Source organism: Micromonospora chersina (assembly GCF_900091475.1).
GTDB classification, from domain to species: Bacteria; Actinomycetota; Actinomycetes; order Mycobacteriales; family Micromonosporaceae; genus Micromonospora; species Micromonospora chersina.
Genome location: NZ_FMIB01000002.1, coordinates 3,908,372 through 3,922,362, shown reverse-complemented (window position 1 = coordinate 3,922,362; position 13,991 = coordinate 3,908,372). Strand labels below are relative to the sequence as shown.

Annotated in this window: 15 protein-coding genes; 9 read left to right on the top strand and 6 right to left on the bottom strand. The window is 73.9% G+C overall.

The window, feature by feature from the left end; translation table 11 throughout:
- Nucleotides 1–37 precede the first annotated feature (37 nt).
- On the top strand, nt 38–1,138 hold the full coding sequence (locus tag GA0070603_RS18160; protein ID WP_208863046.1) for a FecCD family ABC transporter permease: 1,101 nt from the start codon (nt 38–40) through the stop codon (nt 1,136–1,138).
- Nucleotides 1,135–1,914 (top strand): ABC transporter ATP-binding protein, encoded by a 780-nt coding sequence (locus GA0070603_RS18155; protein ID WP_091315386.1) that lies wholly within the window; start codon nt 1,135–1,137, stop codon nt 1,912–1,914. The genes GA0070603_RS18160 and GA0070603_RS18155 overlap by 4 nt, the downstream gene beginning before the upstream one ends.
- Nucleotides 1,915–2,011: 97 nt before the next feature.
- Here the strand turns inward: GA0070603_RS18155 and GA0070603_RS18150 are convergent, their stop codons facing one another.
- The 3 genes from GA0070603_RS18150 to GA0070603_RS18140 form a co-directional block, all read right to left on the bottom strand.
- The gene (locus tag GA0070603_RS18150; RefSeq protein WP_091315377.1) at nt 2,012–2,770 is read right to left on the bottom strand and encodes a VOC family protein; all 759 of its coding nucleotides are present in this window, start codon (nt 2,768–2,770) and stop codon (nt 2,012–2,014) included.
- A gap of 94 nt (nt 2,771–2,864) precedes the next feature.
- Nucleotides 2,865–3,602: an ABC transporter permease gene (locus GA0070603_RS18145; protein WP_091315373.1), complete on the bottom strand. Its 738-nt coding sequence runs from the start codon at nt 3,600–3,602 to the stop codon at nt 2,865–2,867.
- A gap of 9 nt (nt 3,603–3,611) precedes the next feature.
- On the bottom strand, nt 3,612–4,499 hold the full coding sequence (locus tag GA0070603_RS18140) for an ABC transporter ATP-binding protein (RefSeq protein ID WP_091315369.1): 888 nt from the start codon (nt 4,497–4,499) through the stop codon (nt 3,612–3,614).
- A gap of 173 nt (nt 4,500–4,672) precedes the next feature.
- Here GA0070603_RS18140 and GA0070603_RS18135 point away from each other — a divergent pair, with 173 nt between their 5' ends.
- Genes GA0070603_RS18135 through GA0070603_RS18120 form a run of 4 tightly spaced genes read left to right on the top strand, consistent with a single transcriptional unit; the run spans nt 4,673 to nt 6,899 of the window.
- Nucleotides 4,673–4,993 (top strand): type VII secretion target, encoded by a 321-nt coding sequence (locus tag GA0070603_RS18135; protein WP_091315366.1) that lies wholly within the window; start codon nt 4,673–4,675, stop codon nt 4,991–4,993.
- 9 nt (nt 4,994–5,002) lie between these two features.
- Nucleotides 5,003–5,929: a WXG100 family type VII secretion target gene (locus tag GA0070603_RS18130; RefSeq protein ID WP_091315362.1), complete on the top strand. Its 927-nt coding sequence runs from the start codon at nt 5,003–5,005 to the stop codon at nt 5,927–5,929.
- 9 nt (nt 5,930–5,938) lie between these two features.
- Complete coding sequence (locus tag GA0070603_RS18125; protein ID WP_091315358.1) at nt 5,939–6,292, top strand: YbaB/EbfC family nucleoid-associated protein; 354 nt, start codon at nt 5,939–5,941, stop codon at nt 6,290–6,292.
- A 4-nt stretch (nt 6,293–6,296) separates the two neighbouring features.
- Nucleotides 6,297–6,899 carry a hypothetical protein gene (locus GA0070603_RS18120; RefSeq protein WP_091315355.1) on the top strand — a complete coding sequence of 201 codons (603 nt, stop codon included), beginning with the start codon at nt 6,297–6,299 and terminating at the stop codon, nt 6,897–6,899.
- Nucleotides 6,900–6,972: 73 nt separating this feature from the next.
- Here the strand turns inward: GA0070603_RS18120 and GA0070603_RS18115 are convergent, their stop codons facing one another.
- On the bottom strand, nt 6,973–9,012 hold the full coding sequence (locus tag GA0070603_RS18115; protein WP_091315351.1) for a HelD family protein: 2,040 nt from the start codon (nt 9,010–9,012) through the stop codon (nt 6,973–6,975).
- 185 nt (nt 9,013–9,197) lie between these two features.
- On the opposite strand from GA0070603_RS18115, the gene GA0070603_RS18110 reads away from it, so the two are divergent.
- Genes GA0070603_RS18110 through GA0070603_RS31775 form a run of 3 tightly spaced genes read left to right on the top strand, consistent with a single transcriptional unit; the run spans nt 9,198 to nt 11,985 of the window.
- Nucleotides 9,198–9,779, top strand: a complete 582-nt coding sequence (locus GA0070603_RS18110; RefSeq protein WP_091315348.1) for an ArsR/SmtB family transcription factor — start codon at nt 9,198–9,200, stop codon at nt 9,777–9,779.
- A 43-nt stretch (nt 9,780–9,822) separates the two neighbouring features.
- Nucleotides 9,823–11,100, top strand: coding sequence for an MFS transporter (locus GA0070603_RS31780; RefSeq protein WP_208862906.1), 1,278 nt, complete (start codon nt 9,823–9,825; stop codon nt 11,098–11,100).
- Between the two features lie 33 nt (nt 11,101–11,133).
- On the top strand, nt 11,134–11,985 hold the full coding sequence (locus tag GA0070603_RS31775; protein WP_208862905.1) for a menaquinone biosynthetic enzyme MqnA/MqnD family protein: 852 nt from the start codon (nt 11,134–11,136) through the stop codon (nt 11,983–11,985).
- 69 nt (nt 11,986–12,054) lie between these two features.
- Here GA0070603_RS31775 and GA0070603_RS18100 read toward each other — a convergent pair whose 3' ends face one another.
- Complete coding sequence (locus GA0070603_RS18100) at nt 12,055–12,993, bottom strand: serine hydrolase (RefSeq protein WP_091315345.1); 939 nt, start codon at nt 12,991–12,993, stop codon at nt 12,055–12,057.
- A complete protein-coding gene (locus GA0070603_RS18095; RefSeq protein WP_091315341.1) occupies nt 12,993–13,946 on the bottom strand; it encodes a hypothetical protein in 954 nt (317 codons plus the stop codon). Before GA0070603_RS18095 ends, GA0070603_RS18100 begins: the two co-directional genes overlap by 1 nt.
- Nucleotides 13,947–13,991 lie beyond the last annotated feature (45 nt).

Genomic DNA, 13,991 nt, shown 5'->3' with positions numbered 1-13,991 from the left:
GCCGGCCGGGACGCCCGACGCGTCCCGGCTGGCCGGCGTGCCCGAGCACGGGGTTGCGGGTGAGCGGCCGCCGGCCGGGCCGGGTGCGACGGCCCGGCCGGCGGGACTCCGCACCCGGTGGCTGCTCGCCGGTCTCGGCGCGGTGCTGGTCGCGCTCGTGGCCGGTGTCTCGCTCGGCCCGGTCAGCCTGCCCCCGGGCAGCGTCGCCGCCGAGCTGCTCAACCTGCTGCCCGGCGTGCACCTGGACAGCGGGCTCAGCGAGCGGGAGATCGCCATCGTCACCGAGCTGCGGCTGCCCCGGGTCGTGCTCGGCCTGCTCGTCGGCGCCCTGCTCGCCCTGGCTGGCGGCTGCTACCAGGGCGTGTTCCGCAACCCGCTCGCCGACCCGTACCTGCTGGGCGTGGCGGCCGGGGCCGGCCTGGCGGTGACCGCCGCGATCGCGCTCGGCGCCGGGGCCGGCGGGTCGCTGACCGGGATGCCGCTCACCATCCCCCTCGCCGCGTTCGTCGGCTCGCTCGGCGCGGTCGTCATGACGTACCTGCTCGGCGCGGCCGGCGGGCGGGACCGGTCACCGGCCACGCTCATCCTGGCCGGGGTGGCGGTCTCGGCGTTCCTCTCCGCCGGGCAGACCTACCTGCTGCAACAGCACTCCGAGAGCATCCAGCAGGTCTACTCCTGGCTGCTCGGGCGGCTGGCCACCGCCGGCTGGCACGACGTCCGGCTGGTCCTGCCCTACTTCGTGCTCACCGCCGTGGTGGTGCTCCTGCACCGGCGCGAGCTGGACGTGCTCTCCGTCGGCGACGACGAGGCCACCAGCCTGGGGCTGCACCCGCAGCGCTCCCGCTACCTGCTGATCGCCGCCGCCTCGCTGGGCACCGCCGCCGCGGTCTCCGCCTCCGGCCTCATCGGCTTCGTGGGCATCATCGTGCCGCACACCGTCCGGCTGCTCGCCGGGTCGAGCTACCGGGTGATCCTGCCACTGTCGATGCTCTTCGGCGGGGCGTTCCTGGCGCTCACCGACGTGGTCGCCCGTACCGCCGCCGCCCCCGCCGAGATCCCCATCGGCGTGGTCACCGCGCTGCTCGGCGGCCCGTTCTTCGTGCTGGTCCTGCGCACCGCCCGCCGGGTGCTCACATGAGCGCGCCCGCCGTGGAGCTGCGTGGCCTGCGTGTCGAGCTGGGCGGCACGCCGATCCTGGCCGGCGTCGACCTGGCGGTCGCCGTCGGCGAGTGGGTCACCGTGATCGGCCCGAACGGCGCCGGCAAGTCGACACTGCTGCGCGCCGTCGGCGGCCTGCTGCCCGCGCCGGGCGCGGTCTCCCTCTTCGGTACGCCGATCAACTCCCTCCGCCGCCGCGACCGCGCCCGGGTGGTGGCCACCGTGGCGCAGTCCCCGGTGGTGCCGGCCGGCATGTCGGTCTTCGACTACGTGCTGCTGGGGCGCACCCCGTACATCCCGGCGCTGGGCCGGGAGTCGGCAGCCGACCTGGCCGCCGTGCACGAGGTGCTGGACCGGCTCGACCTGGGCGCGTTCGGCCATCGCGAACTGGCCACCCTCTCCGGCGGCGAGCGGCAGCGGGTCTTCCTGGCCCGGGCGCTGGCACAGGGCGCCACCCTGCTGCTGCTCGACGAGCCGACCAGCGCGCTGGACATCGGTCACCAGCAGGAGGTGCTGGAGCTTGTCGACCAGCTCCGCCGGCAGCACGAGCTGACCGTGCTCGCCACCATGCACGACCTCTCCATCGCCGGCGAGTACGCCGACCGCCTGGTCCTGCTCGCCGAGGGCCGGGTGGCCGCCGCCGGCCCCCCGCAGGAGGTCCTCACGGAGCCCCTGCTGGCCCGCCACTACCGAGCCAACGTCCGGGTGATCCCCGGCGACCACGGCCCCCTGGTGGTCCCGGTCCGCCCCCGCTGACCCTCCCACCCGCGATCTTGCACTTTCTGCCCCGACGAAAGGGGCGTAAGCCGCGCCACGAGGGCCGCAACTGCAAGATCGCCGGGGCGGGCAGGGCTCAGCGGAGGGCGGTTATCGAGAAGAGGGCGCCCTGGGGGTCGCGGAGGGCGGCGCTGCGGCCGGCCGGGTTGTCCCTGGGCGGCACCAGGATGGTGCCGCCGAGTTCCGCGGCGCGGGCCGCGGTGGCGTCCGCGTCCTCGACGGCGAAATAGACCGTCCAGTACGCGGGCAGGTCCTGCGGCAGCGGCTCCAGCTGCGGCATCATGCCGGCGACGATCCGGGCGCCGCACCGCCACCCGGTGTAGGTGACCGGGCCCGCCTGCTGCTCCTCGGGGTGCCAGCCGAACACCAGCGCGTAGAACTCCTTCGCCCGGTCGGGGTCGGGGGTGACCAGCTCGTTCCAGCACATCGAGCCGGGAGCGTTGAACAGTTCCGCGCCGCGCATCGCCATGGGCTGCCAGACGCTGAACACCGCCCCGGCCGGATCGGAGAGGACCGCCATCCGGCCCTGCTCGAAGACGTCGAACGGGGAGACCACCACCTGGCCGCCGGCCGCCTCCACCCGGGTGGCGGCCAGGTCCGCGTCGTCGGTCGCCACGTACGTCGACCAGATCGGCACCTGCTCGGGGGCGGCCGGCGGCCCGACCCCGGCCACCGCCCGGCCGCCCTTGAGGAATGTGGTGTAGCCGCCGGCGGTCGGCTCGTCGGACACCCGGCCGGTCCAGCCGAACAGCTCCGGGTAGAAGCGCTTCGCGTCGTCCAGCCCCGGGGTGGCCAGGTCGGTCCAGCAGGGCGTGCCGGGCTCCACGCCGTCCACGCTGACCCCTCTCGCCGGGGGCGGCCCCGCTGGCACGCCCTGCCGGCATCGTGGCACCGCCGCACCGACCGCCGGGCCGGAACAGGACAAAAGGTCAGGTGAAGCGCCGTCCCTCGTCCCGTCGGTACGCCCACCCGGCGACCGCCGCGAGCGCCACCACCCAGACGACAAGCATCACCATGGCCCGCGGGTCGGGTCGCCAGTCGGTGACGGCCGCCCAGATCAGCTCGACGGCGCCGCGGGTCGGCAGGTAGGGGGCGACCGCCTTGATGAAGCCGGGCGCGTCGTCCGGGCCGGAGAGCAGGCCGCCGCCGAAGGCCAGCGGGAAGAACACCACCTGGGCCACCACGACCGCCGCCTTGCTCGGCAGCGAGTAGCCGATCGCCATGCCCAGCAGGGTGAACGGCACCGAGATCACCGCGACGGCGGCGAGGCCGAGCAGGAACTGCGTCGTGGTCACCCGGGCCGCGGTGCCGACCGCGGCGATCACCACCACCGGGATCATCGACAGGTAGGTCAGCACCAGGCCGGCCAGGATCCGCCCGGCCAGGCGCGGCGCCGGCCCGGCCGGCAGGGTCCGGGTGTACGGGTTCCAGGGCTGGTCGCGGTCCTCGGCGACGCCCACCCCGTACTGGAAGATGTTGGCGCTCATCACCGCGAAGGTGATCATGGCGGCGGTGGCGTAGGTGGCGCCGACGGCGTCGTCGCCGGCGAACGGCACCACGAAGAAGAGCATGGCGGCGGCGGGGAAGAAGGCGCTGCCGACCACCGCGACCGGGATCCGGACGATCTCCAGGAGCTGGTAGCGGGCGTGGACCAGGGCGAGCGGCACGACGGTCTCCTAGGCGGGGGTGGGTGCGGGCCGGTCGTCGGCGGTGAGGGTCAGGAACGCCTCCTCCAGCGAGGTGGGCCGGACCTCCAGGTCGCGGAACGCCACGCCGGCGGTGACGAGGTCGCGGACGAGCTGGTCGGCGTCCGTGGTGAGCAGGTGGGTGCGGCCCTCGGCGTGCTCGGTGGCCACCACGCCGGGCAGCCGCGGCAGGTCGTCGGCGACGAGGCTGACCCGGCGTACGCCCACGATGCCGCGGATGGCCGCCACGGAGTCGTCGGCGAGCACCCGGCCGCGCCCGATCACCACCACCCGCTGCGCCAGGGCCTCCACCTCCTCCAGGTAGTGGCTGCTCAGCAGGACCGTGCCGCCCTCGGCGTGGAAGCCGCGGACGGCCTCCCACAGGGTGTGCCGGGCCTCCACGTCCAGCCCGGTGGTCGGCTCGTCGAGGACCACGAGGCGGGGTCGGCCGACGAAGGCGAGCGCCACCGCGAGACGCCGGCGCTGCCCGCCGGAGAGGCCGCCGGTCTGCCGGCGCACCTGGTCGGTGAGGCCGAACCGGTCGAGCAGCTCGCCCCGGGGCACCGGGTCGGGGAAGTGCGCGGACACGAAGTCGACCACCTCGCCGACGCGCAGCGTGCCGGGCAGGCCGGTCTCCTGCGGGGTCACCCCGAGCTGCCGCCGGCTCGCCGGGTCACGCGGGTCACCCCCGAGCAGCTCGACCCGGCCGGCGGTGGGGCGGCGCAGCCCCACCAGCAGGTTGAGCAGCGTGCTCTTGCCGGCGCCGTTCGGGCCGAGCAGGCCGACCAGCTCCCCGGCACGGACGGTCAGGTCGACACGGTCCAGGGCCAGCACCTCGCCGTAGCGGCGGCTGACCTGCTCGGCGTGGGCCAGGATCATCTTCAGGCTCCTCGGGGGTTGCGGTCCCGGACGGGCATGCCCCCACCTGTGTACCGTGCCGGCGCGAGTTTCACCGCCCCCCGCGGGCCGGTGCCGATCGCCTACTGTGGAGGCTCCGTTCTCCGGCCGCGCCGGCGACGGGTGGTTGACGACTGGACACTGGGGAGGGTCCGTTGACGAGTCCGAGCAGGAACCTGGAGGTCCGGCCGGAGGCGCTGACCGCCTTCGCCGCCGCGTCCCGCGACCGGGCCGGCCGCTTCCGCGAGCTGCGCCGGGTCTTCCACGACGGGCACGTCCCCCGGCACAGCTTCGGCATCATGCCGGCGTCGTTCAGCCTGGCCGCCGCGTACGCCGAGCAGTTCGAGGCGTGCCTGCAGGGGCTGGAGGACGGCGCCGAGGTGATGGCCGACATCGCCGAGGGGATCAGCGACACGGCGGACGCCTACACGGGGACCGACGTGGCGACCACCGACATGTTCACGCCGGGCGCCTGAGGGGACCTCATGAGCACCGAGGCGTTGCAGCGCAACAAGACCTACTTCGAGCAGATCGTGTCGGGCACGCCCGACCCGTTCAAGCCGCTGTCCAACGCGGTGCTCTGGCCGTTCGAGCAGCTGCTGGAACTGGTCGCCGGCGAGCCGGACGACCTCATGCGGGCGGCCCAGCTCGCCCTCACCACAGGCGAGGCGGTCCGGCAGATCGCCGGCGACCAGATCGCCGACCGGGCCCGGCTGCGCGGCGCGTGGGACGGTGACGCGGCGGAGAAGTTCCACGCCTCGATGGAGTCCGTCGAGGAGGCGATCGAGGAGCTGGCCAAGGGTCTGGACGGCACCAAGGAGGTGCTCGTCGACGCGGCGAACGCGGCGGTCGACGCGTTCAACCTGCTGGTCGAGCTGATCCTGGAGTTCCTGCTCTGGTTCCTCACCGAGGTGATCATCGCCGCGGTGGCGGCCGTGCTCAGCGCGGGCGTGACGCTGGCCGCCACCGTGGTCCGGGTGCTGGCCCGGCTGGCCACCACTGTCGGCCGCATGGTCAAGATCGTGGCCCGGTTCGCGGAGATCCTCACCAAGCTGGTCACCAAGCTGGAGCGGGTCGCCGCGCTGCTCATGAGGTACCGCCAGGTGGTGCTGGAGCTGAAGCAGGCCAAGAAGGCGTACCGGCTCTGGAACAAGTCCGGTTACGGCCGGGAGGCGTTCACGTTCATGGCGAAGCGGACCGCCATCCTCTTCCCCGGCAAGTTCGCCATCAACCAGGCGTCCCCCGTGAACATCCCCGGCATCGGCGGCGCCCTGCTCGACACCGGGGTCGGCCTGCACGACGTGTCCGACGGCCACAAGGACCGCAACTACCTGGTGGACGGCACGTACTCGGAGGACCTGGGGCCGTACACCAAGGGTGTGCAGAACGTCTTCGACTCGATCGTGAACTGAGAGGCAGCCATGACCTTCCCGGCCCTGGACCGGATCGAGGCGCTGGCCCGCAACCTGGACGGGTGGCAGCGCGAACTCGGCGCGCGGATGGCCGAGCTGGAGCAGAGCAGCGCCGAGGGGGTGAGCGACTCCGGCCTGGTCACCGTCACCGCGGCTGCCGACGGCAGGATCCTCTCCACCGAGGTCAACGCACGCGCCATGCGGTTCGACTCCTACACCCTGGCCGAGGAGTTCACCGCCGCGGCGAACCGTGCCCAGGAGGCCGCCGCCGCCCGGGTCCGGGAGATCGTCGGCGAGGTGATGGGCAACGCGCCGGCGGCGGAGCGGCCCGCCGACGACGGCTACGGCCACGACCGATACTGAGCCGATGGAGCCCACGGGATACCGCGACCGGATCGGCCGGCTCGTCGAGCCGGGCGAGCGGGTGCTGGCGTACGCGAAGGCCGAGCCCGCCCACGGGGCGCCGCCGCCTCCGCCGGCCGACGCGGCGAAGCCGGAGGCGCCAGCCGGCCGGGTGAGCGCCGGGGCGGTGCTGCTCAACCTGATCTCACCGCTGGTCAGTTGGGCGTGGGGCGACCGGCTTGTCGACCGGGTGGTCTGGGGGATCGCCGGACGCGGCGCCCCGGGCTCCGCCGCCTCCCGGCTGCGCCACGCGCTGCGCCCACCCAGGCCCGACCTGGCGGCACGGGACACCCTGCTGGTGGCCACCGACCGGCGGCTGCTGGTCTGCGTGAGCGGGCCCATGAAGCTGCTGTCCAGCCGGGCGGACGACGAGCGGTCCGTGGCGGAGACCGGGATCGCCTGGTCGGCGTCGCGGACCGAGGTGGCGTCGGCCCGGGTGGGCTGGCACCGGTTGAACCCGAAGCGGCTGCGCCTCGACTTCGCCGACGGCTCCTGGCTGGCGTTCACCGTGCCGATCGCCGAGTCGGGCCGCCCGCTGCGCGACGTCGCCGCCGCGCTCTCCGGCTGACCGCCCGACCGGCCACCCGCCGGCTGAGCAGCGGCCGGGCCGAGCGGTCCCGCCGGGCTGGGTAGCGGCCGGGTCAGCCGGCCAGCGGCTCGGGCAGCGGCTCCCGGTGCAGCACGGCCAGCCGGGACACCGCCCGGGTCAGCACCACGTAGAGGCGGTGCAGGCCGCGCGGCTCGGCGGCCACGATCGCGGCCGGCTCGACGACCACCACGTGGTCGTACTCCAGGCCCTTGACCAGCGTCGCCGGGACCACGGTGACCCGCGCCGCGGCCTCCACGTCGTCGGCGGTCGCGGTCTCGACGCCCGCGTCGGCGAGGGCCGCGCGGAGGCGGTCCACCGCGGCGTCGGCGGCGATCACGCCGACCGAGCCGTCGTGGGCGAGCGCCGCCCGCACCTCGGCCACCGCGGCGGCCGTCAGGTCCTCGACGGTACGCACGTCGAGCGTCCCGTCCCGGCGCAGCGACTGGGCCGGCGGCACGTCGACGGCGAGTGCCGGCAGCAGCCGGTTCGCGAACGCCACCACGGCGGCGGGCACCCGGAAGCCGACGCTCAGCGGCACCACCGCCGCGTCCGGCTTGCCCAGGTGGGTCAGGGACTCCCGCCAGTCGGTGGCCGCCCAGGGGGCGGTGCCCTGCGCCAGGTCGCCGAGGAGGGTGATCGAGCCGTGCTCGCTGCGCCGGGCGATGGCCCGGCACTGCATGGGGGAGAGGTCCTGCGCCTCGTCGACCACCACGTGTCCGAAGCTCGCGGGCCGTTCCAGGAGCCCGGCGGCCTCGTCGATCAGCACGGCGTCCGCGGCGGTCCACCGGGTCGCCTTCGGGGTACGCCCCACCGCGCCGGACCGGAACAGCTCCTGCTCCTCGGCGGTGAGCAGGCCGTCGGCGGCGGCGGCGAGCGCCTCGGGGTCGGTGCGCAGCCGGTGCAGCAGTCCCTCGGGGGTGAGCGCCGGCCAGACCGCGTCGAGGAACTCGGTGACCGGCTTGACCCTGCTCATCCGGCGCAGCCAGGCGTCGCTGGGCGACTCGGCACGGCGGGCCTCGGACTGGCGTTGCAGCAGCCCCACGAGGCGGGCCAGGACCCGTTCGCGGCCGGTCGTGTACGGCAGCCCTTCGCGGCGGGTCTCCTCGACCAGCCGGTGCAGCGGGTCGAGGCCGATCCGCCAGCGGAAGGAGCCGTCCGAGACCATGATCGGCTCGGTGGGCGTGCCGATGTGCGCGTCGACGGCGCGGCGCAGCACCTCGGCCAGCCGGATGTCGTGCTTGAGCGTCGCCACGGCGGGGTCGTCGACCGCGCGGACCGGCACCCGGGCGACCAGGTCCTCCACGGTGGCCTGCTCGACCTCGACCTCGCCGAGCGCCGGCAGCACCGCCGCGATGTAGGACAGGAACGCCCGGTTCGGCCCGACGATCAGCACCCCCGACCGGCGCAGCCGCTCCCGGTGCAGGTAGAGCAGGTACGCGGCGCGGTGCAGCCCGACGGCCGTCTTGCCGGTGCCCGGTGCGCCCTGGACGCAGATCGAGTCGGCCAGGTCGGCCCGGACCAGCTCGTCCTGCTCGGGCTGGATGGTGGCGACGATGTCCCGCATCGGGCCGACGCGGGGGCGCTCGATCTCGGCGGTGAGGATCCGGCTGGCGGTGCCCAGCTCCTCGCCCCGGTCCAGGCGCTCGTCCTCGAAGCTGGTCAGCACGCCGGCGCTGAACCCGAACCGGCGCCGCACCGCGACGCCCTGCGGGTCCCGGGCGCTGGCCCGGTAGAACGACCGGGAAACCGGGGCCCGCCAGTCCAGGACCAGCGGCTCGCCCAGCTCGTCGGTGACGTGCCGGCGCCCGACGTGGTAGTCGCGTCCGGCGTGGTCGGGATCCAGGTCACCGAAATCAAGCCGGCCGAAGAAGAGCGGGGTGGTGGGGTCGTCGGCCAGTTCCTTCACCCGCCGGGCCATGTGCCGGCCGAGCTGCTCGGCGGTGTACGCGTCCCCGGCCACCTTGTCGCCGGTGGCGAAGAGGGACTCGGCGCGCTCCCGCATCCGGCGCAGCGCCGCGCGGGAGGTGTCCAGGTGGGCGCGCTCGGCGTCCAGCTCGGCATCCAGTGTCTGTTCTTGGGCGTGCAGGGTCATCCACGTACTCCTCGTCACGGGGAACAACGCTGCCGCTCGCGTTTCCGACCTCCGGGTCGGCGCGGGGACGTCCTGTGCGGTGCTACTCACCACGGCCGTCAGGCGGGACAGAGCAGCTTACTCCGGTCGGGTCGGCGGGCAACCGAATTTCCCCGGGCGCCGCCCGGCGCGGGATCATGGGTGGCATGACCGACGCGCGTCCGGAGCAGCACCGGGTGACGATCAGCGACCCGCAGGTGATGCGTGCCCTGGCCCACCCGGCCCGTATGGCGATCATGGAGCATCTCAGCACGATGGAGGGCGGTGCGACCGCCACCGAGTGCGCCGAGATCGCCGGGCTCTCGCCGAGCGCGACCAGCTACCACCTGCGGGAGCTGGCGAAGTTCGGCCTGATCGAGGAGGCGCCGAGCCGGGGGGACGCCCGGGAGCGGGTCTGGCAGGCGTTCAGCCCGTCCTACCACATCGAGTCCGGGCAGGACGCGGACTCGGAGGCGCGGGCCGCCGAGTTGGCCCTGACCGAGGCGCACCTGGCCCGGGACAACCAGCGCGCCCGGGACTGGATGCGCCGCGCCCCGGACGAGCCGCCGGACTGGTATCAGGCGGCCTGGTTCAGCGACAGCCTGCTCCAGGTCACCGCCGACGAGTTGGTCGAGCTCAACCAGGCGGTCCAGGCGTTGCTGGACCCCTACCGGCGCCGGTTGCGCAGGGATCCGCCGGAGGGCTCGCGCACGGTCGCCGTGCAGTACCGGGCGCTGCCGATCGACTGACCGAGGGTTGCGCCCGCCAGGTGTGAAGGATTATTTTCGAAATATGTCCTTCACATCTGGTCCGTCGCGGTGGGCCGACGTCTGGCTCGCCACCGCCGCCCGGGGCGTCTCCAGCTGCGGGGACTTCCTGGCCGCCAGCGCGCTGACCCTGGCGCTCCAGTCGGCCGGCGCCGGCGGGCTCGCGGTCTCGGGGCTGCTGCTCGCGGCCACGCTGCCGCTTGTCGCGCTCGCCCCGCTGACCGGCCGGCTCGCCGACCGGGTGGACAGCCGGGTCCTGCTGGTGGCCGCCGGGCTCGGTCAGGCCGCGATCTGCCTGGCGCTCGCGTACGCCGGGCACCCGGCCCTGGTCATCGCGCTGGTGGCGCTGCTCGCGGCCGGGCTCGCGGTCACCCAGCCGGTGCTCGCCGCGCTGGTGCCGGCCATGGTCCGGGCCGAGGACCTGCCCCGGGCCGGCGCCCTGAACCAGACCGCCGGCACCCTGGGGGCGCTCGCCGGGCCGGCGCTGGCCGGCCTGCTCGTCGGCCAGTTCGGCACCCGGGTGCCGCTGCTCGTCGACGCCGTCAGCTACCTCGCTCTGGTGGCGGCCGGCCTGCTCATCCGTACCCGTCGGGGTGGCCGGCGGCCGACGGCGCCGGCCGCCGGGGCGGCGACCCCGCCGCCCGCCTGGCGGTTCCGTGGCGACCCGCTGCTGCTCGTGATGGTGGGCAGCCTCGCCGCGGTGGTCGCCGCGGTCGGCGCCATCAACGTCATCGAGGTCTTCTTCATCCGGGAGACACTGCACAGCTCCACCACGGTCTACGGCCTGGTCACCGGCGCCTGGACGCTCGGCATCGTGGTCGGCGGCTGGCTCTTCGCCCGGCTCGCCCGCCGGCTCACCGACGACGGCGCGCTGCTCAGGGCCGGGCTGGTCCTGCTCGGCGGCTGCTGTCTGGCGGTGCTGGCGTCGGCGGCGGTGCCGGCGGCCTGGCTGCTCGTGCCGATCTGGCTGGCCGGCGGGGTGGGCAACGGCGGCGACAACGTCTTCAACAACCTGCTGCTGGCCCGCCGGGTGCCCGAGGCGGCCCGGGGCCGCGCCTTCGCGATCTTCGGGGCGGCCGTGCAGGGCGCCGGGATGGGCGGCTACCTGATCGGCGGCCTGCTGCTGGAGGTGGCCACGCCCCGGCCGCTGGTCGCCGCCTGCGGGGTGGCCGGTGTGCTGGTGGTCGTGGCGGCGGCCTGGCCGGTCCGCCGCGCGGTACGCGCCGAGCGCGCCGCCCGGCCCACCGTCGGGACCGGGCGGGAGCGGCGTGCGGAGTTGGCCACTCCGACCCCCTCCCGCTGAGCCAGCCCGACCGGCCGGGGATACGGTCGGGTCATGGCCGACCGAATCGCCCGCCCCCGGGTGGGGCACATCCAGTTCCTCAACTGCCTGCCGATCTACTGGGGGCTGATGCGGTCGGGCGCGCTGATCGACGTCGACCTGCACAAGGACTCGCCGGACCGGCTGAACGCCGCGCTGGTCGCCGGCGACCTGGACATCGGCCCCATCTCCCAGGTGGAGTACCTGCGCCACGCCGACGAGCTGCTGCTCCTTCCGGACCTGGCGGTCGGCAGCGACGGCCCGGTGCTCTCGGTCAACGTGGTGTCCACCCGGCCCCTCACCGAGCTGGACGGCGCCCGCGTGGCGCTCGGCTCCACCTCGCGTACCGGGGTGCTGCTGGCCCAGCTCCTGCTCGCGGAGCGGTACGGGGTCCGCCCCGACTACTTCCGCTGCCCTCCGGACCTCACCCAGATGCTGCTGGAGGCTGACGCCGGGGTGGTGATCGGTGACGTGGCGCTGCGCGCGCTCTACGAGGCGCCCCGCAAGGGCCTCGAGGTGACCGACCTCGGCCAGGCGTGGCGCGAGTGGACCGGGCTGCCGATGGTCTTCGCCGTCTGGGCGGTCCGCCGCGACTTCGCCGCCGCCCACCCCGGCCTGGTCAAGGAGGTGCACGAGGCGTTCCTGCGCTCGCGTGACCTGTGCCTGGCCGAGCTGGACCAGGTGGCCGAGGCCGCGGCCCGCTGGGAGCCGTTCGACGCGGCGACCCTGGCGACCTACTTCCGTACCCTCGATTTCTCCCTGGGCGAGCGGCAGGTGGCCGGCCTGCGTGAGTTCGCCCGGCGCGCCGCGGGGATCGGCGAGGCGCCCGCCCTGCCCGAGGGTGGGCCGCACTTCTTCGAGGGCTGACGCCCTTCCACGACGAAGCGGCGGTGTCCCGGCGGACCGGGACACCGCCGCTTCGCGCAGCGGGTGGAATCAGGTGGCGTCGCGGAGCAGCGCCTCGGTGATCTTCTCGCAGGCGTCCATGCCGTACTGCCAGGAACTCGCGTCGCTGAACGGGGTGCGGACCATCACGCCCATCGTCCAGGTGTCGCCGATCGCCAGGCAGTTGACGTGGTATTCCCGTTCCTTCTGCCGGTCGATCCAGCCGTTCTTGATGGCGATCTGCTTCTGCTCGGCGGCGGGGAAGGCCTTGCGGATGCCGAAGTCGCCGTCACCGCGGACCAGCCGCATCTCGTTGATCAGCCACTTGGTCCACTTCGGCCCGGCGGCCCGGCCGTCGTCGATGCAGAGGCCGAGCCGCGCGGTGTCCCGAGGCGACAGCATCGTCCGGCTCCAGCCGCCGTCGCTGGCGACCTTGCTGTCGGTCAGCTTGCAGATCGAGATCAGCCGCTTGATCGAGGCCGAACCACCGACGCTCTCGTAGAACTCCTGGGCCCGGGTGTTGTCGCTGTCCCGGATGATCTGCGTGGCGTCGTCCAGCTTCGCGTCGCTCGGGGTCCTGCCCGCCTCGGCGCTCCGGCGCAGGTAGTCGGCGACGACCCAGGACTTGATCAACGACGCGGTGGTGCTGGTCTGGTTCATGTTCGCCGAGCCGATGATCTTTCCGGTCCGCTTGTCCAGCACGGCCCAGGAGTACCAGCCCTTGATGTCGAGGTCGTCAAGGTCCTGGGCGGCGAACGGCAGCGGCTCCAGCGACGGCGAGGGAGACGGCGACGGGCGGGCGTTGCGGTCGGTGGGTGCGCTCGACGACCGGGTGCCCGCCGCGGGCGAGTGCGAGGCCGCGGTGGGGCGGAAGGGCGAGCCGGGCACGAACCTCAGCGAGACGAGCACCAGGCCGACCAGGATCACGGCGACGGCGCTGTACGTCAGCGTGCGGTGGTCACTGCCCGGCCGGCGCCGGGTGCCCGCCATCAGAGCTTCCCGACCGGCTGCTGCGGCACCTTGAGCGCGGCGCCCGGTTGCGGGGTCACCAGCTGGGTGGCGACGCTGGCGCAGACCTTCGCGCCGTACGAGGGGGTCCTCGTGTCACCGGCGCCGGGATAACGCATCATCACGGCCAGGGTCCAGTCGTCGGCCACCGCGAGGCAGTTGACGTGCCACTGGCCGTCGGCCCAGAGCATGGTGAAGCCGTTCTTGATGCTGACCGGGCCCTGCGACGTGATCGAGGCGGGCAGGCCGTCGACGATGCCCCAGTGCCCGCCCTGGACCTCCACGGACTTCTGGTCCTTCACGCCGCCGCGCACGTTGGCCATCTCGGTGAGCACCCACTTCGTCCACTTCGGTCCGGCGGCGGTGCCGTCGCCGATGCAGTCGCCCATCCGCACCGCGTCGCGCGGCGACATCTGGGTGTACGCCCACCTGGCCTTGGGTTCGATCTTCGTGTCGGTCAGCTTGCACATCTTGATCAGCCGATCCAGCACCGGCTTGCGCCCGCCGGCGTTGTAGAGCGCCTCGGCCGAGCGGTCGTTGCTGTCCCGGATGGCGGTGGTGGCCTGCTTCTTCCGCTCCGCGCTCAGGGGCTTGCCGTTGAGCTGGCGCAGGTAGTCGGAGACGATCCACGCCTTGATCATCGACTCGGTCGAGTTGGTCGACGCCATGTTCGGCGTGCCGCTGATCTTGCCGGTTTTCCGGTCCATCAGCGCCCAGGAGAAGAACTTGCCCTTGAAGTTCACCGAGACCGGGCCGGCGGCCAGCGTGGGCTTCGGGGGCGCGGTCGGTTCGGGCGTGGGGACCTGCGCCACGCCGCCTCCGATGCCTCCGATGCCGTCGCCGCTGGAGAACTTGGCGTACGCGGCGGGGACCAGCATGCCGCCGCCGATGAGGACCGCCACGATGGCGAGCACCATGGTCACGCGAGGTCGCATGAGTGGGTGAACTCCAGATTGTCTGGCCGGGGGGACCGGCGCTTC